Below are 24,489 nucleotides of genomic sequence, written 5' to 3' on the forward strand. Positions count from 1 at the left end.
AAAACATTATAAAGGATATAAACGTGAAATTCAAGAGTGAAACCCGACAGCACAGGTCTACGTATAGGTATTGAATTAACGTGGGGAGCGTTAATGCTGAATTGTTAACCTCTAATCATTCACCATGATCAGTACCTTCTTTATCAACCGTCCGATATTTGCCACCGTTTTATCTATCTTAATTGTTATTGCCGGCTTTGTATCCCTGCAAAACCTGCCTGTAGAAGAATATCCGACCATCACTCCGCCTACCGTAGTTGTTCGGGCCAGTTATCCGGGAGCAAACGCTACGACCATTGCCGACATGATTGCCACTCCTATTGAGCAGCAAGTCAACGGTGTGGAAGGAATGCTCTATATGTCGTCTACCTCTTCCAGTACAGGGACTTATCAACTCACCATTACTTTTGAAGTCGGCACCGATCTGGATATGGCCACCGTTTTAGTCGAAAACCGGGTGAATGCAGCTCTCCCGACTCTTCCGCAGGAAGTGACGAAAATAGGGGTTACCACTACGAAAGAATCGACCAATGTAGTCATGTTTCTCTCTTTAACGTCCGATTCTCCGGACTACGATGCCCTTTATCTTTCCAACTATGCCTCTTTGAATATTACTAACGAACTGAGCCGGGTAAAAGGGGTCGGAAATGTAGGTTTGTTCGGTATGGGCGACTACAGTATGCGTATTTGGCTCGAACCGGACATATTGACGATACGGGGCATCACCCCAGCAGACGTCATCTCAGCAATCGAAAGTCAGAACATACAAGTAGCGGCAGGAAGCGTGGGAGCAGAACCGCTCGCCCGCAAAGAAGCCTATCAATATACCTTGGAAACACAAGGGTTACTGGTCAACGAAAAAGAATTCGGGAATATCATTATTAAAGCCCTTCCGGATGGAAAATACCTTCGCATCCGGGACGTCGCAAAAGTCGAAATCGGACGGGAAAGTTACAGTACGACCGCTACCTTAAAAGGAGGACCTGTCGCCGCCATAGCCGTCTATCAATTACCGGGTGCAAATGCCCTGGACGTTTCCCAACGGATAAAAAAAGAAATGAACAAGCTGGCCTCTTATTTTCCCCAAGGAGTCCATTATAATATAACACTGGATACGACAGAATTTATACGGGCGTCTATCTCCGGTATTTACAGTACTCTGATCACTGCTTTTATACTGGTATTACTAGTCATCCTTATTTTCTTACAAAACTGGAGAGCGATGCTTATTCCACTGGTCACGATTCCGGTATCCTTAATTGGAACTTTCACTTTTATGGACTTACTTGGTTTTTCTATCAATACGCTGACCTTATTTGGCCTAGTACTTGCTATCGGATTGGTCGTGGACGATGCAATTGTCATCGTAGAAAATAGTTACCGACTTATCGAAACCGGCAAATACAAAACCGTAAAAGAAGCTGTTATACAAGCAATGAATGAAGTTTCCGGTGCCATTATCGGAATTGTGTTGGTTTTATTAGCTGTGTTTATCCCGACCGCGTTTATCGGAGGAATTACCGGACAATTATACAAGCAATTCGCCCTCACCATAGCCGTTGCTACAGTTATCAGTGGTTTTAATGCCCTCACCCTCAGTCCTGCGCTTTGTGCTCTCTTTTTAAAACCCAAACAACCGACCCGGTTCTTTTTATTCAAAGCATTCAATCGATTTTTCGACAAAACGACAAAGGGATATACCTGGGTAATTACTGGTTTTATGCGTAAATCCATACTTACCCTCCTCGTATTTGTTGCAATTTCTTTTTTCGCTTTTTGGGGATTTCTGAAATGGCCCCGGACGTTCCTGCCGCAGGAAGACCAAGGTTATTTTATGGCATTTATGCAATTGACGAATGGAGCTTCTTCTTCCCAAACTGAAACGGCCATTCAAAAAGCCACAGCTATTTTAAATCATATCGAAGGGATAGAAACTTATATTACGATCAATGGTTTCTCTGTCATGAGCGGAGCCAATACCTCTAATGCCGCCACATTATTCGTGATGCTAAAAAACTGGGACGAACGCAAAGCTCCCGGTCTCAGTGCACAAGCTATCGTCGACAAATTCAACGAAATGGCGTATTTTGAAATCCCGGAAGCCCAGGCTTTTGCCGTCCTTCCCCCAGCCATTCCCGGTTTGGGCGAAAGCAGCGGTTTCGAAGTAATGTTGGAAGACATTAATAATTACGGTCCTCAAGAACTGGAAAAGATGACCGACGAATTAATGATGGCGGGAAATCAAACCCCCGGACTTTCCACTGTTCAATCGATGTTCAGTGCAAGCGTACCTCAATATTTTCTCAATATCGACCGGAATAAAGTAGAAATGATGCAAGTGTCATTGGGAGAAGTTTTCAACACACTGACCGTTTTTCTAGGTTCTTCTTATGTCAATAACTTTGTTAAATTCGGTCGTACCTATCAGGTCAATGTAGAAGGCGACCCCAACAGCCGAGCCGTCATCGAAGATGTAAGCCGGCTGAATGTTCGGAATGCGAAGGGAGATATGATCCCTTTTTCAGCTTTTACAACTATCGAAAGCCAGTTGGGACCAGAAAACCTTACCAAATACAACACTTACCTTTCAGCTCTTATTTCTGGATCGGCAGCTCCCGGTTACAGCTCCGGACAAGCCTTGGAAATTATGGGTAAATTAATTAAAGAAAAAACGGGCCGTTCTTTTGGTTACGAGTGGACTTCCATGGCTTATCAGGAAGAAAACTCTTCTTCTGCGACCTCTTTGGTTTTTATTTTAGCCATCCTTGTCGCTTATCTTATCTTAGCCGCTCAATATGAAAGCTGGACCAATCCGGTTGCTGTGATCATGGGATTACCTATCGCTTTATTAGGAGTAGTCATCGGAGTTATGGTTATGAATTTGCCTGTCAGCGTTTACACTCAAATCGGAATTGTTCTCTTAATAGCCCTGGCAGCTAAAAATGCCATTCTAATTGTAGAATTTGCCCGGGATTATCATGCTTCCGGCAAATCCATTACAGAAGCTGCTCTCGAAGGGGGACGGGTACGTTTACGTCCTATTTTGATGACCTCTTTTGCTTTTATCTTGGGAACATTACCGCTGGTCATCTCCACCGGAGCAGGAGCCGCCAGCAGAATTTCCCTGGGAATCGCTGTTTTCGCAGGAATGTTGATGAGTTCTTTAGTAGGCACACTTTTCATTCCTAATTTCTACAAACTCATGCAAGAAATTCAAGAAAAATTTAGCCGGAAAAAGAAAGATACAACAGAAAACTTACCGGTTATCTACGAAGAAAATCTACCTGCTGAGATCAAATAATTTTCCCGTCAATGGCGGATCCGGACTTTCCCAAATCCTGTTTCGTTTCGCAAGGAGAGGAGTATATTTTGCGGAAAAACAATCTTCCCTCTCCTCCCCTTACATTATCCTTGTTTTTTTCTCTAAATTTCGGTAAGCGCGCCCTGAAGAAACCGGAAAACAAAAAACTTCGGAAAACCAGCTTGAAAACAAAAAGTAAATTTTTAAAGTAAACCAATGTTTTTTTATTTTTGGTGTAATAAAATTCCTCTTCATTCGTCTTTAAAGAAACGAACATTCACAACAGATCCGAAATTGGTAATTCTACAGGCTGAAAAGAATGACTGAACACGAGTTTAACGAATCTATTCTGCCGCTGGCCCAGCATATTTACGACTTTGCGGCAAACCTGACGGGTAACCGTACAGATGCGGCAGATATCACTCAAGATGTCCTGTTCAAATTATGGAATAGCCGGAATGAGCTATCCAAAATTAAAAATCTTCGGGCCTGGGCATTGAAAATTACCCGGAATTTGTATTACGACACGGTAAAAAAATACAAACCTCTCTACAATGAAGCACAAATGTTTCTGCACGAACAAGGCGCTTCCGATTTGATGACGACAATCGACAATCAGGAAACAGCAGCACTTGTCAGGCAAATTATTGAAACCTTACCGGACACGCAAAGAGAAGTTATCCTGCTCCGGGAAGTGGAAGAACTGGAATACGACGAAATCGCCCAAATCACCGGTTTAGGTTTAAACAATATCCGGACCATTCTCTCCAGAGCCCGCAGCAGAGTAAAAGAACTACTGGTCAAAAAATACAAAATTTCGAAATACGACTGATTAAAAATTTATCCAAATAGTGGAAAGATGGAGAAAACAGAAGAAATTATAAAACGCTATTACCGGGGAGAAACCAGCATTGAAGAGGAGAAATTTCTCAGAGCACAATACCGATCCGGACATTTAAAAGAAGATCCTTTTTTGTCCCTTTCGTATCCCTCCCTTCCTCTGCCTTCCGAATTAAATGAAAAAATCCGGCAGGCTATACGGCAGCAAAAGAAATGCGCCCTTCGCCGGATATACATTACCGTAGGGAGTATTGCTGCCATCGCAATCTTATTGCTTTCTCTCAAAGGAATATTTCCTGCCTACAAAGGGAAAACGTTGCAACTTTCCGATAATATGAAACGGGAACGTTTCGAAGATGCGCTCCGGGTGATCGGTAATGTATTGGAAAAGCCGGCTCCTTCTCAAGAAAAGGTCTTATACGAAGACAAAAATCTAATTATTGCCATTGAATAAAATAACAATTTCAAGTATAATTTATATAAATCAGAAGGGTTATGAATAAGTTAATTATTTTGTTGGTAACAAGTTTGCTCCTCCCATTTTGTACAAAAGCACAATTAGGGAAATTAATGGCGAAATACCATGGGAAAGAATGTGTGACAGTCACTCAGCTGGATAAAAATTTATATGGGCTTTATAAGAAGAAAAACATTTCTCCGGAGGCCGAAAATTTATTAAAACGGCTAAGAGAAGTAAATATCCTGACGTTAGATTTAAACCACTGTAATGAAAATGTAGCGGAAGAGATTGACGCCAAATTCAAATCTGTATTGGATAACCCGGACAAATACAAACTGATTAAAAGCCACAGCGAAAATTCCGGGAAACAATGGATATATGCCCATTCGGATCAGGATAAAGTCAGCGATCTGGTGGTATGGAACCAGACACCGCAACGCATGGATATCATTGAACTAAAAGGAGATATCGACACAGAAAATATAGCTCTCCTTTCAAAAGCTTTGAATATCAAGGGACTGAATTCCCTTTCATCTCTGAATTCTGAAAACGAAAATTACAATAACTACCTTCGTTCTTTTGACTACGATAATATGGCCGACATGTCCCGGCAAATGCAGGAAATGGCTCAAAGAATGCGGGAAAATTTCAGAGAAATGTTTGGAGATCAGGAAGAGGATAGGTTTTTCAGTCCTTTCAACTATTTTAGATTCGACGGGAGGGATTCTCTTTTCCGCTTCAGTGATGTCGATTCCTTATTCGGTTCTATGGGCATGAGATTCAATAGGATGAGTGACATTTTCGACCGTTTAAATCCTTTACCCAATGGAATAGACATCCGTGGAAATTCCGTACAAATTACAGAAGAGAACGGGAAAACAAAAATCAAAATCAATACCCAAAATTCAGATATGATCTACATCGTAGACGGAGTGAAATTCGAAGGGGAAGAAGTTTCCATGCCGGAAAAAATAAGAGATGTACGAATCGTAGGGGATACGAAAAATCCCCGCAAATCCTATCTGATTGTCATCTCTAACAGTCAACTGGGACAATTCGTTTCCTACAAAAACCATACCCTGACCTTTCAATACGGCGATCAGGAATACAAATACAATCTGGAAAAAGCCACTCAACCGCTTCTTGTCATCAACGGGGAAGTGACAAACGATTTTACAGACATACACCCGAATGAAATCCAGCAAATTCGTCCGTTAACGCCTATGGAAAAAGAAATCGGAGAATACGGTTCTGCCGAAGTCTTTATTCTCACCCAAGAATAGAAAACGTCCGGAAAGTACCGAAACAAGGCGGGAATAATCTGAACAGAAAAAGATTTGCAAAGATCAAAATTTTGCCTTTTAGGAAGGGGAAGTCGTTCTCTCTGTTTGAAAAACTTTGGGAACACTTCCTTTCTCTATGCCGGGAATTCAATGACCTTTTTGGGTAGTAATCAACAAAACTTCTCTTTCCTTTGCTTTCTCTCCATAGAGGGCAACTGCTTTTTCTCCTTTCAGAACAGTGATGGATTCCACCTCGTCCAGAGAGAGGGTGGCGACATTAAAATCCTCCGGCATTAGCTTTCCATCCACCACGATAATTCCTTTCCCCTGTTTTACCGGAATAGAAAAATCCAGCGGGAGCAAAAAACTCGTTTCAACCGATTTACCATTTTGTTGGGCAGGCTTCCAATCCGGCATCAGCTTTACAATCCGCAAAGCTTCCTGGTCCAATAGAGGATCAACCCCTTTGACAATCTGAGGCTGCATGACCTTGCCCTGTTCATCTACCACGAATTGAACCCATACTTTCCCCTGGATATTTTTCTCCCGGGCTTCTGCAGGATATTGGATATGTTGTGCCAAAAAATGCTTTAAAGCTTCCCTACCTCCGGGAAATTCCGGGTTCACTTCGGCCAGCTGTCGGGTAACCGACTTTTTCTCCCCAGTCAATCCGATAATTTCCACTCCTTCCATCTCCTGTGGAGAAGATTTCAAAACGACGGTGACCTGTATTTCCTTGCCCGACTTTCCTTTCACCGGAATCTCTTCTATTTCTTTTCCGATATAAGAAACACACAATACCGCTTCGGGATCCGCATTCAAAGCAAATTCTCCCTCAGCATTCGTAACAGTACCCATCGTAGAATTCTTTATGACAACAGTAGCTCCCGGAATCGGATTACTCTCTTCATCCGTCACTTTACCCTTTACCATCATCTTTTCTCCCACCTTCCCCTCAGAAACAGAAACGACCGATGCCATTCCAGCCAATGTCTGCCTATTCGCTACCAATACTAAGCCCAGGGTTACCGGCAACAACAAAGCATATTTAAAAAGTCCCACACGGGGAGTTTTCCTTTTATTCATCATGATAATCCGTTTTTTTAACTGTGATACATTAAAGTTATTTATAAATTGAGCTGCAGCCGATTGATGTGATAAACGCAATAAATGATACTGGTAATTTTTTCGGTCATAACCGGATTCAACAACTTTTCTATCAGCCAGGAATTCCAGATTCTGCCGGATATCCCGCCTCAATAACCAAACAAAAGGATTGAACCAAAATAAAATACACAATACTTCTCCCAAAAGCATATCGACAGAATGCCATTGTTCTACATGCGTTTTTTCATGCGTCAAAATTTCCTTCCTCTCTCTATCGGAATAATCTTCGGGATTCAGGAAAACCCAGTGAAAAAAAGAAAAGGGCGCCATTCCCCTCTCCAAAGAAACAACACGTACTCCTGCATCAACAAATACCTTCCCTTTCCGGATAAAACGATAGATCTGATAAGATTGAACGCCGAAGCGAATCCCTAAAATAACAACCCCTATACCATAAATAAATCCTAAAATATGGTCCCCACTTATTCCTTCTTCTATAGGAATTACAGGTACAATTCCTACTTCTTCCCAAATCGGTATATAATTTATCCAAAAAAGTTGACGCTCCTGGAATACCCAAAGGGAAAAATCAATAAAAGGATAGCTAAAAGATAAAAACAAAACCGTAAGTAAACAAACACGCTTTAATACGATAAAACTATCCCGGAGAAAAATAAAATGATAAAAAAGCCAGAATATCCCCAAAGCGATATTTACCTTTGCCACATATGTATAAAATGCTTCCATAATTCGATACCGGACTTTTCCAATTACTTTTCTTCAATTAAATCTATAATTTCTTTCAATTCGGTAGCAGAAATCTTCTGCTTCTGAGCAAAAAAAGCAACCAAATCTTTATAAGAATTAGCAAAATAATTCCGGACGAATCCCGACATAAATTATGCTTTATAATCATTTTCATCTATAAGCGGTCGGTAAACATAGGTATTTCCATAACGTTTACCCGCTATATATCCCTTTTTTTCCAAATTCTTTACCACAGAAGCAGCTGTAGTATAAGGAGGATGCGGTTCCTGCATCTGCAATAAAAAATCTTTCACTACCCCTTCTTTGAGCCGCCAAATAATAAGCATTATTTCTTCTTCCTGAAACGTCAATTTTTCCATAATCTTCCGTAATTACGATTATATCGCAAATCTACGAATTTTTCGTAATAAACACAAGGATCTGCCGATTTTTTTACAAAAAAAATGTCCAAAAGTATTTTGGACATTTTCTCTTGTTTTATTCTTCTGGTTTTACTCTACGATTGTAATCCAGCCAAATTTATCCGGTTCATCCCCATATTGGATAGCCCGTAAACGATTATACAATTTCGTACACCATTCTCCGGGTTCTCCGGGTTTACCGAAATGAATACTTTTATTATTTTCCAGGTCATCGATCTGCCCTACAGGACTGATCACTGCAGCTGTACCGCAAGCTCCAGCTTCTTCAAATGTTTCCAATTCTTCTACCGGAATATGCCGGCGTTCCACTTTCAATCCCATATCTTCCGCCAACATCATCAAACTTGCATTTGTAATAGAGGGAAGAATGGTATGAGAATAAGGAGTTACATAGGTATTATTCTTAATGCCGAAGAAATTAGCTGGTCCGCATTCGTCTATATATTTCTTTTCCTTGGAATCCAGGAATATAGCCGTAGAGTATCCTTTTTGATGGGCTACTTCTCCCGAACGCATACCTGCTGCATAATTACCACCTACTTTGATATGCCCGGTCCCATTAGGCGCTGCCCGGTCGTATTTCCGTTCCAGCATTACTTTTGTCGGTTTAAAACCGGCTTTAAAATAAGGACCTACCGGAGCGACAAATACAACAAACAAAAATTCTTTTGCCGGAGCGACTCCCATCTGAGGTCCCACGCCAATCAATAAAGGCCGGATGTACAAGCTGGCTCCCGATTCGTAGGGCGGTACATATTCTTCATTCAATTTTACCGCTTTGATTACGGCTTCCGTGAACAATTCCACAGAAGGAGCCTTCATCATAACGTAATCGGCAGAATTCTGCATCCGTTTGGCATTTTCTTCACAACGGAACAAACGGATTTTATTATCTTTCCCCCGAAAAGCCTTCATGCCTTCAAAAGCTTCTTGTCCGTAATGCAGACAAGTAGAAGCCATATGAATACTGAGCATTTCCGAATCACTTACTTCCGGAGCGCTCCATTTACCATCTTTATAATAGCAACGTACATTATAATCTGTCTTCGTATAGCCGAACGACAACTGACTCCAATCCAGATTTTTCATAACTGTATTTATTTAAATATTATATTTATAGGATTCATTCTCTCCTATTTCACTATTGTCATCTCATCAATTAAATTTTTAGCGCCTGCATATTTATCAATAATGAATAAGACATACCGCATATCCACATTAATACACCTCTGCAGGTTTTCTTCAAAATCAATATCACCGGACATGGCTTCCGAGTTTCCGTCAAAAGCTGCTCCGATCAATTCCCCGTTAGCATTGATTACCGGAGAACCGGAATTACCTCCCGTAATATCGTTGTCTGTGATAAAACAGGTTACTACATTGTCTTTTCCATATTGTCCGAAATCTTTATTCTTATAAAGTTCTTTTAAGCGTGCCGGCACTTCAAATTCTCCTCCTTTCGGACCTTCTTTTTCCATAACCCCCGTTAAGGTGGTATAATAATCATAAAATACGGCATCTCTGGGTTTGTAGCTTTTCACTTTTCCATAAGTCAGGCGTAAAGTAGAATTGGCATTCGGAGCCATTCTTTGCTGAGGATCCATTTCCATCAATCCCCGTACAAATAAACGATTATTTTTAACGATGTTCTCTTTCATCTCAGCAGAATAAGCCGCTATTTTCATCAGCATTTCATAAAATGCCTCTCCAGCTAAGTAAGCTACATCCTTGTTCAGTTTTTTACAATTCGGATGTGCTATAAATTCCTCAAAAGCCTCTTTACTCCTAAAAATAGAAGTACGGTAGAATTCATCGGCTAGCTTCTGGTAGTCTCCTTTATACTTTTTATTAACCCGATCTATAAAATCAGGGTATAAATCCGGGGAAACATTATCGCTGTACATTTTAAAAAGCACAGCAAACAGACGTGCATCCACTTCCGGATTGAAATCTTTATAGAAAGCTTCTCCCTGTTCTTTCAATGCTTTGACGAGCTTCTCTTTCGTAGCTACATCCGTCGCTTTATCACAAAGATCCTCCAGCTCTCCGGCCACTCCGTAAGCAAATAAATGCGCTTCAGGGCCTCCTAAAGCTTCTCTTAAATAATTCAAGGCAACCTCATACTCCTGAATATCCTGATAAGCCGTCTTTAAAGCAGGAAGCACTTCTGCATAGCGGGCAGCGCGGGCAGGATCAGCCTTTACCCAAGCCGTAAAACGATCTTCTATAGCCTTTTTGTTCTCAGCCGTTTTCAATTGTTTCAATGCTTTATTCTGCTCAAAGGAATATTTCCAGTAGTTCGCACAGCTTGCATATTTAGAAGCATATTGGATACGGGTTTTCGGACTCTTATCCATTTCTTCTTTCATAATCTTCAATTTTTCCGTCCGTACTCTGTAGCGGATATCATTTACAATATCCATCGTATTTTGCAAGCTAAAGCTGGTTGCAAAACGATCGGTAGAACCCGGAAAACCCATAATCATCGCAAAATCCCCATCTTCTACCCCTTTAATGGATACAGGTAAATGATGTTTGGGTTTTAAAGGAATATTATCCTTGGAATATTCGGCCGGTCGTCCATCAGGACCTGTATAAATCCGGAACATGGAGAAATCACAAGTATGACGCGGCCAAATCCAGTTATCCGTATCCCCTCCGAATTTTCCAAGACTCTGAGGCGGGGCTCCGACCAAACGTACATCTTTATAAATGGTATAGAGGAAAAGGAAATATTGATTTCCCTCAAACATCGAAATGACCTGTCCGCTTAAATCCGTATTTTCAGTAGCTTCTTTTACGATCAGGCTACTGATACTATCCAAGGCAATTTCTCTTTCCATGGTACTCATATCATCGTTCAATACGGCATTTACCCGTTCTGTCACATCTTCCATACGTTCCAAAATAGAAGCTGTAATTCCGGGATTGGTCAACTCATCTTCCATCTTATAAGCCCAGAAACCATCCGACAGGTAATCGTGTTCTACAGAAGAATGTTCCTGTATAGCACTAAAACCACAATGGTGATTAGTAATCATTAATCCCTGAGGAGATACCAGTTCCCCGGAACAAAAATGGCGAAAAGGACGTTCAGCATACCCCAATCCCACGATAGCATCTTTAATGCCTGGTTTATTGACAGAATAAATATCTTCCGCACTTAATTTAAATCCCATCTGCTGCATCTCGTCAATATTCTGTTGCTTTAATAAGGATAACAACCACATCCCTTCATCTGCCTTCAAGGTTGAAAAAGAAAGCAGGGCAAAAACAATAATCAGTAATCTTCTCATTTTTTCTTTTTTCACTTTATTTTATATCAATTTATAACTTTAACAAGATTATAAATGCAAATATATAATTAAATCGTTTGAAATCTAAGTAAGCTTCCACAATTTTAATTTAACTTTTTTACCTTCCGCTCTTTATTCAGGCAACAACTTCCACAAAGACCTTTTTTATTGGTGATTTTTCTTATTTTTGTATAGGCAAATAAATCAAAACAAGTGGAAAAGAAAAATATTCGGGAAGTCTCCCCGGAAGAAATGGCTGCCTTTCTTTCGGTAAACGGAGAAAAAGTATTCCGGGCAAAACAAATAGAAGAATGGATTTGGCAAAAAGGGGTACAGGATTTTGAAGAAATGACAAATTTACCCAAAAGTAGCCGGGAACTTTTGAAGGCAACTTACTACTTTGACAAGCTTCTACCGGATTGTATTCAAACCGCCAGTGACGGTACGACCAAAACAGCCTGGCTTTTGAATGACGGAAACCGCATAGAGAGTGTGTTGATCCCAGGAAATGAGAAATACACAGTCTGTGTATCTTCCCAAGCAGGTTGTCAATTGGGATGTCGTTTTTGCGCCACCGGAACATTAGGTTTTAAGCGAAATCTTACTGTAGGGGAAATAGTTGATCAGGTTTTTCATGCCCGAAAAGAAGCGGAATGCAGCAGCAGCAGCCTCTCCAATATCGTCTTTATGGGAATGGGAGAACCTCTTTTAAATTATGATCATGTTCTCTCAGCAATTCAACGGATTACCTCGGAAAAAGGATTAGGAATGTCCCCCTCCCGTATTACGGTTTCTACAGCAGGCATACCCGCCAAAATCCGGCAATTAGCCGATGACCGCGTCCGGTTCAACCTGGCGGTCTCTCTTCATTCTGCCAAAGAAAACGTAAGAAGTCAGCTCATGCCGGTAAACCGGGCATATCCTTTAGCAGAACTGGCAGCTAGTTTAATTTATTTTGTCGAAAAAACAGGAACGCGTCCTACTTTTGAGTATTTATTGCTGCACCATATCAACGATTCCCTGGAAGATGCCCGGGCATTGGCAGATTATTGCAAACAATTTCCCGTAAAAATAAATATTATTGAATACAATCCGGTAGAAGGTTCTGAATTCCGGCATTCCCCAGACAAACAACGGGATGCTTTTGTACAATTTCTGGAAAACCGGAATATGGTAGTTCATATTCGGAAAAGCAAAGGCAAAGATATAGATGCTGCTTGCGGACAATTGGCAAATAAACGAAAAGACTAACAAAAAAGAACAGGACTATGGATATCTGGATCATACTGGTGCTTTTGCTAAATATAATTATTCTCTTTTTATTACTAAGGAAAAAAAAGGATACAGTTTCCCTATCTTTTGAGCAGGTAAAAAACGAATTGGAGCGTTTAGAAAAAATGCTGAAAGAAGAATGTCGTTATTTAGTGGACAATCATTCAAAAGCTGCCCGGGAAAACCGCGAAGAGCTGAACAAGTCATTGGGAGAATTCCGTACCGAAAACAGCCGTAATTTGCAACACATCACAGAACAGAATCTTCAGGCCCTGGAAGCCATTCACAAAACATTGGAGAATGCTTTTAAAGAATTTCAAAAAATATTCACGGAAAATATTCGTTCTTTCAATGAAATCCAACGGGAAAAATTCGGGGAATTGGATAAAAAACAGAGTGAGTTGTTGCAATCAACAGAAAAACGCCTGGAAGAAATGCGGGCGACTGTAGATGAAAAACTTCAAAAAACACTGAACGAACGAATTGGCCAGTCTTTCGAATTAGTAAGCAAACAATTGGAACATGTGCAAAAAGGGTTGGGAGAGATGCAAAACCTGGCCCAGGATGTAGGAGGACTGAAAAAAGTGCTCAGTAATGTAAAAATGCGGGGATGTATAGGAGAAGTCCAATTGGAAATGCTTTTGGAACAGATTTTAGCTCCCGAACAATACGAAGCCAATGTGAAAACCCGTAAAGGTTCCGATGCATTAGTCGAATTTGCCATAAAATTACCGGGGAAAGACGATAGCGGAAAATGTGTTTATTTACCTCTGGATGCTAAATTTCCGAAAGATGCCTATGAGCAACTGTTGGAAGCCTATGATAAAGGGGATACCAAAGAAGTAGAAAATGCGTCCAAAAATATGGAACAGACCATCAAAAATATGGCCAAAGATATTCACGATAAGTACCTGGATCCGCCTTATACAACTGATTTTGGAATTATGTTTTTACCGTTTGAAGCTATTTACGGGGAAGTTGTGCGCCGTGCCAGCCTTTTAGAACAACTTCAGAAAGAATATAAGGTAATTGTAACCGGCCCGACTACTCTAGCTGCCATTCTCAATAGTCTGCAAATGGGGTTTCGTACACTGGCTATCCAAAAACGCAGCAGCGAAGTATGGAAAGTGTTGGGAGCCGTAAAAACCGAATTCGAAAAATTCGGCGGTATGCTTGAAAAAGCCCAAAAAAATATCCAGTCCGCCAACAATCAAATCGAAGAAGTCATGGGAAGACGGACAAGAGCCATCCAACGGCATTTAAGAAATATAGAAGTTCTGCCCCAAAGCGAATCCGAATTACTCCTACCGGAGATCGATTTTTCAGAAGAAGAAACAAACAATAATCCTAATATCAACGAATCTGTCGACAACTGATCCCTTTCCCCACCCCTTAAACTTTCGAACATTCAATACACCCAATACCCTATTACCCCTGCGATTACAATCAGGAGAATAGGGTCTATTTTTTTTAATGAAGCAATAAATACAGCTGCAAAAATAAGCCAGCTCTTATAATCAATAAAATTCCGTTCATTCATTAACAAAACAGCGGCGGCGGCGATCAGACCGATTACAACGGGCTTTAACCCTTTCAAAACGGCCGCCACATAACCGTTATTCCGGAAGGCAAAAAAGAAGCGGGCTACCAGAGTCATCAAAATAATCGACGGTAAACTGACGGCCAGCGTACACACGACAGCCCCCCATACATTTCCCGTGGCTGTATAGCCGATATAAGTAGCTGTATTGAAAGCAATCGGACCGGGAGTCGTTTGAGAAATGGCGACAATATCCGTAAAATCCGAAACACTGATCCATTGATGAGTTTCCACCACTTCGTGTTGTATCAGGGATAACATGGCATATCCTCCGCCAAATCCGAACAGGCCAATCTTAAAAAAAGAAAAGAATAAACTCAAATATAAATTCCATTCATCCATTATTTTTCCGGTTTCTCTTTAACGTATACCTATAATAAACGATTCCGACTGCAATAGTTACCATAACGACATAAACAGGAGAAACCCCCAAAAGCCAGATGACGAATAAGGCCGCTACAGAAAACCACAAAGTTTTCCAAGTCATACCTGCTTTTTTCCCCATCCCCCACAAAGGAGCTGCAATCAAGGCGACAACAGCCGGACGAATCCCTTTAAATACCCGTTCCACATCAGGATTATCCTTAAATTCCGTAAACACTAAGGCGATCAATAAAATAACAATAAAAGAAGGTAAGATAATCCCTAAACTGGTCATCAGACAACCTTTACATCCCCGCATTTTATTCCCGACAAAGACAGCCGTATTGAGAGAAATCGGTCCCGGTACCGATTGTGCAATAGCCAGCATATCCATAAATTCCTCGTCTTCCAGCCATTTCTTCCGGTTCACCACTTCTTTCTGAATCAAAGGGATCATGGCATATCCTCCTCCGAACGTAAAAGCTCCGATTTTAAAAAAAGACCAAAATAATTGGAAATAAAATCTCATAATACCCCATTGATTTCTCTTATATACGCTAATCCGCTCCGGGAGGATTCGAAGAAATATTTTACTTTGCCGAAGCCATCAATTTTCCGCACATATCCTCTCATTTTTCACCGGAACACTCTCTCATTTACGGAAAAGCCAAGCCCCGATTTCAGAAACAATAACGTTTACAAAATTAGAATATTTTTATCTCTTTCTGAGAAAAATAGTAAATTGCAACATTAAATTTTCTGTCAGATGAAAAAACGACTTTTCCTTTATTTCTTTTGCCTCTGCATTGTACTATTGGCCATATGGTACGGAATATTCCGTCCCTCCGGCCGTTATTCTATCGATATGGCTATACCTTCGGATGCAATTGTCACCATCCGGACTCCTTCTTTTCAGGAAATTTACAACAATTTAAGTCCCAATACCATTTGGAAATCTTTAAAAAAATATCCTTCTTTTAAGGAGTATCACCAAAATATCGAGCGTATAGATTCTTTGGGAAAAACGCATTCCAACTTGAGAAAACTTATTTTAGACCGTCCCTTCGCCATTTCTGTACACCTCACGCCCACTACGACTTGTGATTTATTATACGTCTGTGATCTGCAAAAATTAAATATGATTCAAAATTTTGAAGCCCTTCTTCCGGGACTGTTAAAAGACTACGGTATTCAGATCATTCCCCAAGAAAACCACATACAACATCTTCTTTACGGACAAAATATTTTTTATTACTCGTTTAAAGACAATCTGCTGATCGGTTCATTCAACGAAGCTCTTGTTCAAAAGGCACTCAAAAGCTGTGAACAACATAAAGGGGAAAAAAAGAAAAAGCATCCGGACGATATTTCAGTAAACATTAATCATAAAGAATTGGATAAATGGCTGAGTACGCTGGTTATTTTCGATTCTTCTTTCACAGGTCCTTCCTTTTTGGACAGCACTTCTTTGGATTTTCAATTGAAAAAAGAGGAAATCTCCCTCAGCGGAACCACTCACTTTTTAAAGGCCAATTCTCTTTGGCCGGAAATTCTGCAACATACCACAGGAAACGCTTCCGAAATAAAAAGAATTATCCCGGACAATACTGCTGCCTATTTTTCTTTTTGTTTCCCTTCCTTCCGGGATTTAAAAGACAGTCTGACCTATCATTCCCGGCAACATTATCCGGAAACTTATCAGCTCTACGAAACATCCTTGCAAAAATTAAATAAATATCTGAAAATAGACTTACTCGATTTATTTACTTCCTGGATCGGAAGTGAAATTACCTTGGTTAAACCTGCATACGACTCAGAGCAACAGCTGCAAACCGTTGTATTAGCCGTGCAATGCAAAGATAAAAACCTGGCTAAAGACCAACTCGACTATCTGGGAGAACAAATCCGGATCAGAACGCCGGTTAAATTCAAGACGATCAATTATAACGGATATGAAATCAATTACCTCAGTCTAAAAGGTTTTTTCCGCCTATTCGCCGGAGGCCTGTTCGACCGACTTGAAAAACCTTATTACACGATTATCGACAATTATGTGTTATTCAGTAATTCCCCGACAGCTTTAACCCAAATCATTAAAAAATACATCCTGGGACAAACACTCGAAAACAATGAGAAATATAAACAGTTGATCTCTCAACTGAACAATCATTCGAATCTATATGCTTATTTAAATGCTGCCAATGTATATCGCTATCTGTATTTGTCTTTACCGGAACAATCCAAGCCCTCTTTATTGCAAAACAAAGGAGCTGTCCTGAGTTTTGAAAACCTGGCATTGGAATTTGTCCAGGAAAACGGACATTTAAAAACGAACATCATTGCCACTCACGACGCAAACGCACCGGAAGAATTCGAAATCCAAGAATTGAACGAAGCATTCGAAAATCTAGCCGACGAAGTGGAATCCGGACGCTATCATCCGGTGCTTCCCGATAGTATTGTAGTCAGTACACTCACAGACTTTACCTATGAAACGGCAGACCTTACGATGAAAGGCCGGCTTCTGGATGGAGAACCAAACGGTTTCTGGAATTTTTATGACAAACAGGCTGCCTTTATCGGACAATTTCCCTACAAAAACGGGAAACCGGATGGAACAGCCCGTCTGTTTTATACGAATCAAAAAATAAGAGCGGAAATCACCTATGAAAACGGAGAAATCCGGACTTTTCGGGAGTTTTTCCCCGACGGAACACCCCGTACCGAACTGGAATACCGCAAAGGGAAGCGACAAGGAGAAGCAAAATTTTATTATTCCACCGGTCATCTGCTTTGCGAAGGGAAATATAAAAAAGGGAAACGTACAGGTAACTGGCAGTATTATAAAGTGACAGGAGAAATCGAAAAGAAAATTAAATTTTAAAATTACAATCTTTTCAACTGATTCATTATCGTATCTCTTAACACATTGAATTGAACCAAATTTTCCGATTTAACAGGTTCTTTAGGCTGCGATTTAATAGTAAGCGGATTGACAGGACGTCCGTTTTCAAATACCCTGAAATCCAAATGAGGACCTGTCGCTAAGCCAGTACTTCCCACATACCCGATCACTTCTTTCTGAGCGACTTTAGACCCCACTTTTATCCCTTTTTCAAAACGGGACAAATGCATATAAGTAGTCGTATAAGTACCGTTGTGCTTGATCTTTAAATAATTTCCACCCCCATTCGCCTGATATCCCTTGGCTATGACAGTACCCGCTCCGATAGCATAGACGGGAGTCCCTACCGGCGCAGCATAATCTACCCCATGATGCGCCCTGTATTTTTTCAAAACGGGATGAAAACGACTGTTGGAAAAACGGGAGGAAATCCGGAAATAATCCAACGGAGCTTTTAAAAAAGCACCTTCCAGACTTTTCCCATGCTCGTTGAAAAAGAGAACTTCCCCATTTTGCAAAAAAGGGATCGCATAATAAGCACTGTCCGCATGGCGGAAAACCGCTCCTATAATTTTAAAATTAGGCAAATCCTGTCCCTCTACACATTCCTGTTCATAAATTACACGGAATTCATCCTCCCGCTGCAAGCCGAAGAAATCGATCGACCAGCCAAATATACGGGAAAGTTCCACCGCCAAGAGAGGATCCGTATCGCAACTGACCATAGCATTCCACAAAGACGATTGCACGGCGCCCTTCACTTCCTTCCGTTTCCATGAAACCGGATATTGCCCTATGGTTACCTCATAATTTTCTTTTAAACGAAAAACTACATACGCACGGGGATCCGCTTCATAGACAAAATATTCCGGGGTCGCCAGACTATCTTTACGGGAAAAAAATGCATAAGCTTGCCCTCCCCGGATTTTCCGAACATCGAACACACCTTTTGCACGCTGCCCCAGATCGTGAATTTGGCGGCTGCTCAGACCGTGCGTACCTAAAATAGTAGAAAGACTTTGATTCCGTTTAACCACCCCATAATCGACATCATAATCATTGACCGGAATCCCATATTTATATACAATTTCCTGTACTTCCGTAGAATCCGTTACCTCTACTTCATCCAACGACTCTACCTCCCCTTCCCGCTTCGGCATAAAAATAACAATCAACAAGGCAATACCCAACAAGGAGGAAAAAATAATCTGCTTCTTTTTCGTCATCACTAATTTCTGTTATCCTTCATTTTTATCCTTCATTTTCCCGGCTTTTAGTTTCCAGCCTGCAAACCAAATAATCGCAATTAATACACAGACAAGTCCCACGCAATAAGAAATAAAATGGGATTGCCCCAAGCCTTCCGGAGCAATACAAATGTATGTAGAACAGACACTCGTCATAAACAAAGCCGGAATAAAAGTCACCCAATAATTTTTATCGGCTTTCACCAAATAAACAGTAACTGCCCATAACGTGAAAACAGCCAAAGTCTGGTTTCCCCAGGCAAAATATCGCCAGATTTTGTCAAATCCTTCGGCATCACTCAAACTATACAGCAACAAACCTACTGCAATAATAAACATTGGAATGCAAATATACAAACGGCGACGGACACTTTTTTGCTCCATCCCCATAAAATCGGCCACAATCAGACGGGCCGAACGGAATGCCGTATCCCCGGAAGTAATCGGAGCCGCCACTACGCCCAAAATTGCCAATATTCCTCCTGCAGTGCCCAGCCAATTTCGGGTGATCGCATCTACGATAACCGAGGCGTTACTTTCTGCCGTTCCATTCTCCTGATAGAAATAAGTAGCGGCAGCAGCCCAGATTAAGGCTACAATCCCTTCTGTAATCATCGCTCCATAAAACACCGGACGTCCATACTTTTCGCTGGTCATACACCGCGCCATTAACGGAGACTGAGTGGCATGAAAACCGGAAATAGCCCCGCAAGCGATACTTATAAACATGACCGGGAAAATAGGCAATACTGCCGCATTCGGATGAGTATTCCGTACCCCTTCCCACACTTCAGGCAAAGCCGGAGCATTTACATACAACATCACCAAAATCCCTACCGCCATAAATAAAAGAGCCACTGCAAAAACCGGATAGATCTTTCCGATAATCTTATCAATAGGTAATAGCGTAGCTACAATATAATAGATAAAGACAACAATAATCCAAAAAGTCACATCCAATGAATCCGGAGTCAGTTTTGCCAAAAGCCCGGCAGGTCCCGCCACAAATACTGCACCGACCAACACCATCAGAATAACCGTAAACCCACGCATTACCTGTTTTGTCGTCACCCCCAAATAACGTCCGATAATTTCAGGCAAACTCTCTCCTCCCTGCCGCAAAGAAAGCATACCGGCTAAATAATCGTGAGTAGCTCCCGCAAGAACACTCCCCAAAACGATCCATAAATAAGAAGCAGCCCCGAACTTAGCCCCCATAATAGCCCCGAAAATAGGTCCCAAGCCTGCAATATTCAAGAACTGAATCATAAATATTTTCCAAGCAGGCAAAGGGATATAATCCACACCATCGGCTTTGGTAAGGGCCGGAGTAAGACGCTTGACATCCGGTCCGAAAATCCGTTCTATATACCGCCCGTATGTAAAATATCCCCCAACGAGAATCAGTAAACAAATCGTAAACGTCAACATCTATATGAAAATTAAAGAATTACTTTAAAAATCAATTTATTTTCTTTTTCCCGAGCGTGCACTTCCTTTCCGCTTATTTCCTTTTTTGTCATTTTTCACTGTCCGGTTCAATTGTAAGGAAGATTCTTTCTCTTTACACACCAATTCGTAATCCAACTGCCGGGCTATCAGATTCGCTTTTGCCACTTTTATCCTGACCTTATCTCCCAATTGGTACTTTCGTCCGTGATGCCTTCCTACAATACAATAGTTTTTTTCATCGAATTCGTAATAATCATCCTCCAGCTGATTCACAGATACCAATCCTTCGCATTTCGATTCATCCAGCTCTACATAAAAACCCCATTGAGAAACGCCGGAAATTGTCCCCTCAAAATCCTGTCCGATTTTATCGGACATAAACTCAACCTGCTTGTACTTAATGGAAGCCCGTTCCGCATTCGCAGCCAATTGCTCCATATCGGAAGAATGTTTACACCACTCTTCATATTTTTCCTGATTTACCGAACGCCCTCCGTCCAAATAGCGCTGCAACAAACGATGTACCATAACGTCCGGATAACGCCGGATGGGGGAAGTAAAATGGGTGTAATAATCAAACGCCAACCCATAATGTCCGATATTTACTGTAGAATAAACAGCTTTAGCCATCGTACGGACAGCCAAAGTTTCTATCATATTTTGCTCCGGCCGGTTTTTCACTTCCTGCATTAACTTATTCATCGAAGTCGTCAAACTCTTGCGACTTGTCAGTTTCAAACCATATCCGAATTTAGCCACAAAATTATTAAATTCTTCCAATTTGTCATCCATCGGTTTATCGTGTATCCGGTAAACAAATGTTTTTGGTTTCTGTCCCCGCTTTATTTTTCCCACACATTCCGCCACTTTTTTATTGGCCAGCAGCATAAACTCTTCGATCAATTTATTGGCTTCCTTCGATTGTTTAAAATAAACCCCCAAAGGTTTTCCCTGTTCATCCAATTCAAATTTTACTTCCACCCGGTCAAAATCAATCGCCCCATTTTTAAACCGCTCTTCTCTTAACTTCCGGGCCAAACCATTTAATTGCAAAATTTCTTTCCGATAGTCTCCCTCAGCGCCCTCTATCATGACCTGCGCTTCTTCATAAGTAAACCGGCGATTTGACAAGATCACGGTTTTCCCAAACCATTGATCCAAGACCTGTGCGTTACCATCCAATTTGAATACAGCAGAAAAACAAAGTTTTTCCTCATTCGGACGCAAAGAACATACTCCATTCGACAACTTTTCCGGCAACATCGGCACCGTCCGGTCTACCAAATATACAGAAGTCGCCCGCAAATAAGCCTCCTTATCCAATACCGAGTCCTGGGCCACATAATAACTGACATCCGCAATGTGCACTCCTACTTCGTAACATCCCCCCTCCAGTTCCCGGATAGAAAGAGCATCGTCAAAATCTTTAGCATCTTTCGGATCGATTGTAAAAGTAACTACATCCCGAAAATCCCGCCTCCGGGCTACCTCTTCTTCCGGTAATTCCAATTTTATACGGTCAGCCGCTTTCAGTACTTTAGAGGGGAAAGCCACCGGTAATTCATATTCCGCCATAATTGCATTCATCTCCGTATCATTATTCCCGGGACGCCCCAAAACCTGAATGACAGTACCTACGGGATTTTTTTGATTTTCCGGCCATTCTGTAATTTGTACCACGACTTTATCTCCGTTTTTAGCTCCCCCTAAGTGGCTCAAAGGGATAAAGACATCATAAGGCAATTGTTTCCCACTTGGCATCAGAAAGGCGTAATTCTCCGAACGCTGGATAATCCCCACAAAAGTATTCTTTTTCCGCTCCAGGATTTCCACAACTTCCCCCTCCGGACGCCTTGATTTACTCCGGGCATACACCAACACTTTCACCTTATCCCCATTCAAAGCATGTTTTAAATTGGGAAATGCCACAAAAATATCCTCCTGGCATTCTTCCGAAAGAATATAAGCAGCCCCCTTAGCCGTCAAATCAACTATCCCCGTGACATAAGAACCTATCGCCTTACTCTTATAACGTCCTCTTGCTTCTTCTATTAATTCTCCATGTTCCGCCATCTCTTCCAACATCTCTACAATCAACCGCTTCGTCTCCATATTCTTTACTTCCAATTGCTTGGCTACTTGTTTGTAATTGTAACTCAAGCCCGGATGTTTGGCAAACAATTCACCCAAACATTTTTTCAATTCGGACTTCCCGATGATAGGTTCGCCCCTTTTCTTATTTTTAGACATAATGCAGTATAATAATGTGACCCCTAAAATTAATCACAATAAAATAAAAAAAGCGGCTTTCGCCGCTTTTTATTTAAAAACTTTGTATTCCACCTATCAACTAGGCTTTACAAATGTTTTCTATTTTACTAAACCTGCCTCAAATTTTTCTTTCACCTTCACCAACATATCCGTTGTCATATTCTGAAGATTATATTCTGCTTTCCAGCCCCATTCTTCATGTGCGCAGGAATCGTCCATACTATTCGGCCAGCTGTCTGCAATAGCTTGCTTTACCGGATCGATCTGGTAATCCATCGTGAAACCCGGAATATGTTTTCGGATTTCTGCAGCAATCTGCTCCGGTTCAAAACTCATAGCGGCAATATTAAAACTGTTCCGGTGTTTCAATTTCGTCGGATCAGCTTCCATCAATTCTACGACGGCACGTAAAGCATCGGGCATATACATCATATCCATATAAGTACCGGCTTTTACATTACAAGTAAAAGTTCCTTTACGAATAGCATCGTAATAAATTTCCACAGCATAATCTGTCGTTCCGCCTCCAGGTAAAGTTACATAAGAAATAAGACCCGGGAAACGCACACTACGGGTATCCACCCCGAAGCGATTGAAATAGTAATCGCTCAATAATTCTCCGGTCACTTTGCAAACTCCGTAAATAGTCGTATTAGAGCGCTGTAACGTATCCTGAGGAGTTTTATCCTTAGGCGTATCTTTGCCAAAAGCTCCGATAGAACTCGGTGTAAATACGGCACAATTGTTGTCCTTTGCGATATTCAGCGAATTGGTCAATGCCCCGATATTGATATTCCAAGCAAGTTCCGGATTCTTTTCTCCAGTGGCCGACAAAAGGGCAACCAAATTAAAGATGCTATCGATTCCGTATTTTCTGACAATACTGATATACTTATCCTTATCCAGCACGTTCAGTTCTTCGAAAGGTCCATCTTCTGCCAGATGTTTGCATTTTTCAACACTGATATCAGCAGCAACAACATTGTTGTTTCCGTAAAGAGACCTCAGATGCGGCACTAATTCCGATCCGATTTGTCCACCTGCACCGACGATTAATATCTTTTTCATTATGATTGGGAGTTTAAAAATTCGACACAAAAATACATATTTAAATATTTCACAAAGCTAAAAATTGAAATATTTTTTCCCCATTAAGTAAAAATTTTTAATTACGCCCCTCTAAAAAGCATCAAACTGGTAATCAATCCCTTTCTATCTCTATTTTCATTCAGCTTTGCTGCGTATATAGCTCTCTTTTAAAACCTGGTTATAAAAATCAAAACCGCATTGTCCATTGTATAGAAGGGATGACAGGCATTATACTCAATTGTTTCCACTTATTTTCGTCATAAAATAATAAATAAGGATTCTTACGATTAAATATATTATACACTCCTATTATCAACTCCCGATAGTGATGCTTTCCCTGTTTTTGAAAAGTATAACTGTGTCAAATAATCATAGTCCATTTCAATTCCCCACCCTCGTTTAAAATTAATCAATGAACTAACATGAACATCAGTATTAAAAAAATTCCGGTCATCTCCTAAAAAAAGTGCTTCCCTTATACCCAACTTAAGTTGTAATATCTTATACGTTACCGTATCATTTTCCATTACATAAGGCTTTAGACCGTACCTCCAAAATAAAATCTGCAGCATATTGCAATTCCAGACAGGCTTCTATCTCCTTTATTCCTACTTCTACACTCTAAGTTTTGTTTAATTTGAAAACGAAGAGCCAGATTTACTGATTCTTCAAAATTTTATTCATGACAATTCTCAAAAGTGACCGGCAGAACAATTAACAAATATACTCTTTTTTATATTTTTTATTTTAATTATAATTATTTTTACTGTACTAAAATTCCTTCTAAAAAAGAATCCAATTCCTTAAGTATTT

The 24,489-nt window shown here is 40.8% G+C and carries 17 protein-coding genes and 1 pseudogene; 7 read left to right on the forward strand and 11 right to left on the reverse strand.

Annotated elements, in window-relative coordinates:
- Positions 1-124 precede the first annotated feature (124 nt).
- From HMPREF9449_RS10670 to HMPREF9449_RS10690, 4 genes are all read left to right on the forward strand, one after another.
- Positions 125-3,301 carry an efflux RND transporter permease subunit gene (locus tag HMPREF9449_RS10670; RefSeq protein ID WP_009137270.1) on the forward strand — a complete coding sequence of 1,059 codons (3,177 nt, stop codon included), beginning with the start codon at positions 125-127 and terminating at the stop codon, positions 3,299-3,301.
- 319 nt (positions 3,302-3,620) lie between these two features.
- Complete coding sequence (locus HMPREF9449_RS10680) at positions 3,621-4,133, forward strand: RNA polymerase sigma factor (protein ID WP_009137272.1); 513 nt, start codon at positions 3,621-3,623, stop codon at positions 4,131-4,133.
- A gap of 27 nt (positions 4,134-4,160) precedes the next feature.
- On the forward strand, positions 4,161-4,595 hold the full coding sequence (locus HMPREF9449_RS10685) for a hypothetical protein (protein ID WP_009137273.1): 435 nt from the start codon (positions 4,161-4,163) through the stop codon (positions 4,593-4,595).
- 41 nt (positions 4,596-4,636) lie between these two features.
- Entirely contained in the window at positions 4,637-5,884 is a 1,248-nt protein-coding gene (locus HMPREF9449_RS10690; protein WP_009137274.1) for a DUF4252 domain-containing protein, read from the forward strand.
- A 147-nt stretch (positions 5,885-6,031) separates the two neighbouring features.
- Here HMPREF9449_RS10690 and HMPREF9449_RS10695 read toward each other — a convergent pair whose 3' ends face one another.
- The 4 genes and pseudogenes from HMPREF9449_RS10695 to HMPREF9449_RS10710 all read right to left on the reverse strand — a co-directional run bounded on the left by HMPREF9449_RS10695 (position 6,032) and on the right by HMPREF9449_RS10710 (position 11,477).
- Positions 6,032-7,738 (reverse strand): M56 family metallopeptidase, encoded by a 1,707-nt coding sequence (locus tag HMPREF9449_RS10695; RefSeq protein ID WP_009137275.1) that lies wholly within the window; start codon positions 7,736-7,738, stop codon positions 6,032-6,034.
- A 23-nt stretch (positions 7,739-7,761) separates the two neighbouring features.
- Positions 7,762-8,118: pseudogene (locus HMPREF9449_RS10700) on the reverse strand (BlaI/MecI/CopY family transcriptional regulator).
- A gap of 132 nt (positions 8,119-8,250) precedes the next feature.
- The gene (locus HMPREF9449_RS10705; protein WP_009137279.1) at positions 8,251-9,270 is read right to left on the reverse strand and encodes a branched-chain amino acid aminotransferase; all 1,020 of its coding nucleotides are present in this window, start codon (positions 9,268-9,270) and stop codon (positions 8,251-8,253) included.
- 44 nt (positions 9,271-9,314) lie between these two features.
- Positions 9,315-11,477 (reverse strand): S46 family peptidase, encoded by a 2,163-nt coding sequence (locus HMPREF9449_RS10710; protein ID WP_009137280.1) that lies wholly within the window; start codon positions 11,475-11,477, stop codon positions 9,315-9,317.
- 213 nt (positions 11,478-11,690) lie between these two features.
- On the opposite strand from HMPREF9449_RS10710, the gene rlmN reads away from it, so the two are divergent.
- Together rlmN and rmuC are read left to right on the forward strand one after the other, a co-directional pair.
- Positions 11,691-12,728 (forward strand): 23S rRNA (adenine(2503)-C(2))-methyltransferase RlmN, encoded by a 1,038-nt coding sequence (gene rlmN / locus HMPREF9449_RS10715; protein WP_009137281.1) that lies wholly within the window; start codon positions 11,691-11,693, stop codon positions 12,726-12,728.
- A gap of 17 nt (positions 12,729-12,745) precedes the next feature.
- Positions 12,746-14,125, forward strand: coding sequence for a DNA recombination protein RmuC (gene rmuC / locus HMPREF9449_RS10720; protein WP_009137282.1), 1,380 nt, complete (start codon positions 12,746-12,748; stop codon positions 14,123-14,125).
- A 32-nt stretch (positions 14,126-14,157) separates the two neighbouring features.
- Here the strand turns inward: rmuC and HMPREF9449_RS10725 are convergent, their stop codons facing one another.
- A complete protein-coding gene (locus HMPREF9449_RS10725) occupies positions 14,158-14,691 on the reverse strand; it encodes a chromate transporter (RefSeq protein ID WP_009137283.1) in 534 nt (177 codons plus the stop codon).
- Positions 14,684-15,241: a chromate transporter gene (locus HMPREF9449_RS10730; RefSeq protein WP_009137284.1), complete on the reverse strand. Its 558-nt coding sequence runs from the start codon at positions 15,239-15,241 to the stop codon at positions 14,684-14,686. The genes HMPREF9449_RS10725 and HMPREF9449_RS10730 overlap by 8 nt, the downstream gene beginning before the upstream one ends.
- A 237-nt stretch (positions 15,242-15,478) precedes the next feature.
- On the opposite strand from HMPREF9449_RS10730, the gene HMPREF9449_RS10735 reads away from it, so the two are divergent.
- Positions 15,479-17,596, forward strand: a complete 2,118-nt coding sequence (locus tag HMPREF9449_RS10735; protein ID WP_009137285.1) for a DUF3352 domain-containing protein — start codon at positions 15,479-15,481, stop codon at positions 17,594-17,596.
- 2 nt (positions 17,597-17,598) lie between these two features.
- On the opposite strand, the gene HMPREF9449_RS10740 is transcribed toward HMPREF9449_RS10735, so the two are convergent.
- From HMPREF9449_RS10740 to HMPREF9449_RS10760, 5 genes are all read right to left on the reverse strand, one after another.
- Positions 17,599-18,843, reverse strand: a complete 1,245-nt coding sequence (locus HMPREF9449_RS10740; RefSeq protein WP_009137286.1) for a peptidoglycan DD-metalloendopeptidase family protein — start codon at positions 18,841-18,843, stop codon at positions 17,599-17,601.
- A gap of 12 nt (positions 18,844-18,855) precedes the next feature.
- A complete protein-coding gene (locus HMPREF9449_RS10745) occupies positions 18,856-20,295 on the reverse strand; it encodes a carbon starvation CstA family protein (protein ID WP_009137287.1) in 1,440 nt (479 codons plus the stop codon).
- A 36-nt stretch (positions 20,296-20,331) separates the two neighbouring features.
- Positions 20,332-22,566 (reverse strand): ribonuclease R, encoded by a 2,235-nt coding sequence (gene rnr / locus HMPREF9449_RS10750; protein ID WP_009137288.1) that lies wholly within the window; start codon positions 22,564-22,566, stop codon positions 20,332-20,334.
- Between the two features lie 120 nt (positions 22,567-22,686).
- Positions 22,687-23,655 carry an NAD-dependent epimerase/dehydratase family protein gene (locus HMPREF9449_RS10755; RefSeq protein ID WP_009137289.1) on the reverse strand — a complete coding sequence of 323 codons (969 nt, stop codon included), beginning with the start codon at positions 23,653-23,655 and terminating at the stop codon, positions 22,687-22,689.
- Positions 23,656-23,972: 317 nt separating this feature from the next.
- Positions 23,973-24,203 carry a hypothetical protein gene (locus HMPREF9449_RS10760; RefSeq protein ID WP_009137290.1) on the reverse strand — a complete coding sequence of 77 codons (231 nt, stop codon included), beginning with the start codon at positions 24,201-24,203 and terminating at the stop codon, positions 23,973-23,975.
- Positions 24,204-24,489 lie beyond the last annotated feature (286 nt).

Source organism: Odoribacter laneus YIT 12061, assembly GCF_000243215.1.
GTDB lineage: Bacteria > Bacteroidota > Bacteroidia > Bacteroidales > Marinifilaceae > Culturomica > Culturomica lanea.

What these genes read in the sequence shown, in the direction of transcription:
- HMPREF9449_RS10760 (WP_009137290.1), bottom strand. Translation starts at nt 24,203, where the DNA reads ATGGAAAATGATACGGTAACGTATAAGATATTACAACTTAAGTTGGGT.
- HMPREF9449_RS10740 (WP_009137286.1), bottom strand. Translation starts at nt 18,843, where the DNA reads ATGACGAAAAAGAAGCAGATTATTTTTTCCTCCTTGTTGGGTATTGCC.
- HMPREF9449_RS10710 (WP_009137280.1), bottom strand. Translation starts at nt 11,477, where the DNA reads ATGAGAAGATTACTGATTATTGTTTTTGCCCTGCTTTCTTTTTCAACC.
- HMPREF9449_RS10705 (WP_009137279.1), bottom strand. Translation starts at nt 9,270, where the DNA reads ATGAAAAATCTGGATTGGAGTCAGTTGTCGTTCGGCTATACGAAGACA.
- HMPREF9449_RS10680 (WP_009137272.1), top strand. Translation starts at nt 3,621, where the DNA reads ATGACTGAACACGAGTTTAACGAATCTATTCTGCCGCTGGCCCAGCAT.
- rnr (WP_009137288.1), bottom strand. Translation starts at nt 22,566, where the DNA reads ATGTCTAAAAATAAGAAAAGGGGCGAACCTATCATCGGGAAGTCCGAA.
- HMPREF9449_RS10725 (WP_009137283.1), bottom strand. Translation starts at nt 14,691, where the DNA reads ATGGATGAATGGAATTTATATTTGAGTTTATTCTTTTCTTTTTTTAAG.
- HMPREF9449_RS10695 (WP_009137275.1), bottom strand. Translation starts at nt 7,738, where the DNA reads ATGGAAGCATTTTATACATATGTGGCAAAGGTAAATATCGCTTTGGGG.
- HMPREF9449_RS10730 (WP_009137284.1), bottom strand. Translation starts at nt 15,241, where the DNA reads ATGAGATTTTATTTCCAATTATTTTGGTCTTTTTTTAAAATCGGAGCT.
- HMPREF9449_RS10670 (WP_009137270.1), top strand. Translation starts at nt 125, where the DNA reads ATGATCAGTACCTTCTTTATCAACCGTCCGATATTTGCCACCGTTTTA.
- HMPREF9449_RS10755 (WP_009137289.1), bottom strand. Translation starts at nt 23,655, where the DNA reads ATGAAAAAGATATTAATCGTCGGTGCAGGTGGACAAATCGGATCGGAA.
- HMPREF9449_RS10685 (WP_009137273.1), top strand. Translation starts at nt 4,161, where the DNA reads ATGGAGAAAACAGAAGAAATTATAAAACGCTATTACCGGGGAGAAACC.
- HMPREF9449_RS10745 (WP_009137287.1), bottom strand. Translation starts at nt 20,295, where the DNA reads ATGTTGACGTTTACGATTTGTTTACTGATTCTCGTTGGGGGATATTTT.
- rmuC (WP_009137282.1), top strand. Translation starts at nt 12,746, where the DNA reads ATGGATATCTGGATCATACTGGTGCTTTTGCTAAATATAATTATTCTC.
- HMPREF9449_RS10735 (WP_009137285.1), top strand. Translation starts at nt 15,479, where the DNA reads ATGAAAAAACGACTTTTCCTTTATTTCTTTTGCCTCTGCATTGTACTA.
- HMPREF9449_RS10690 (WP_009137274.1), top strand. Translation starts at nt 4,637, where the DNA reads ATGAATAAGTTAATTATTTTGTTGGTAACAAGTTTGCTCCTCCCATTT.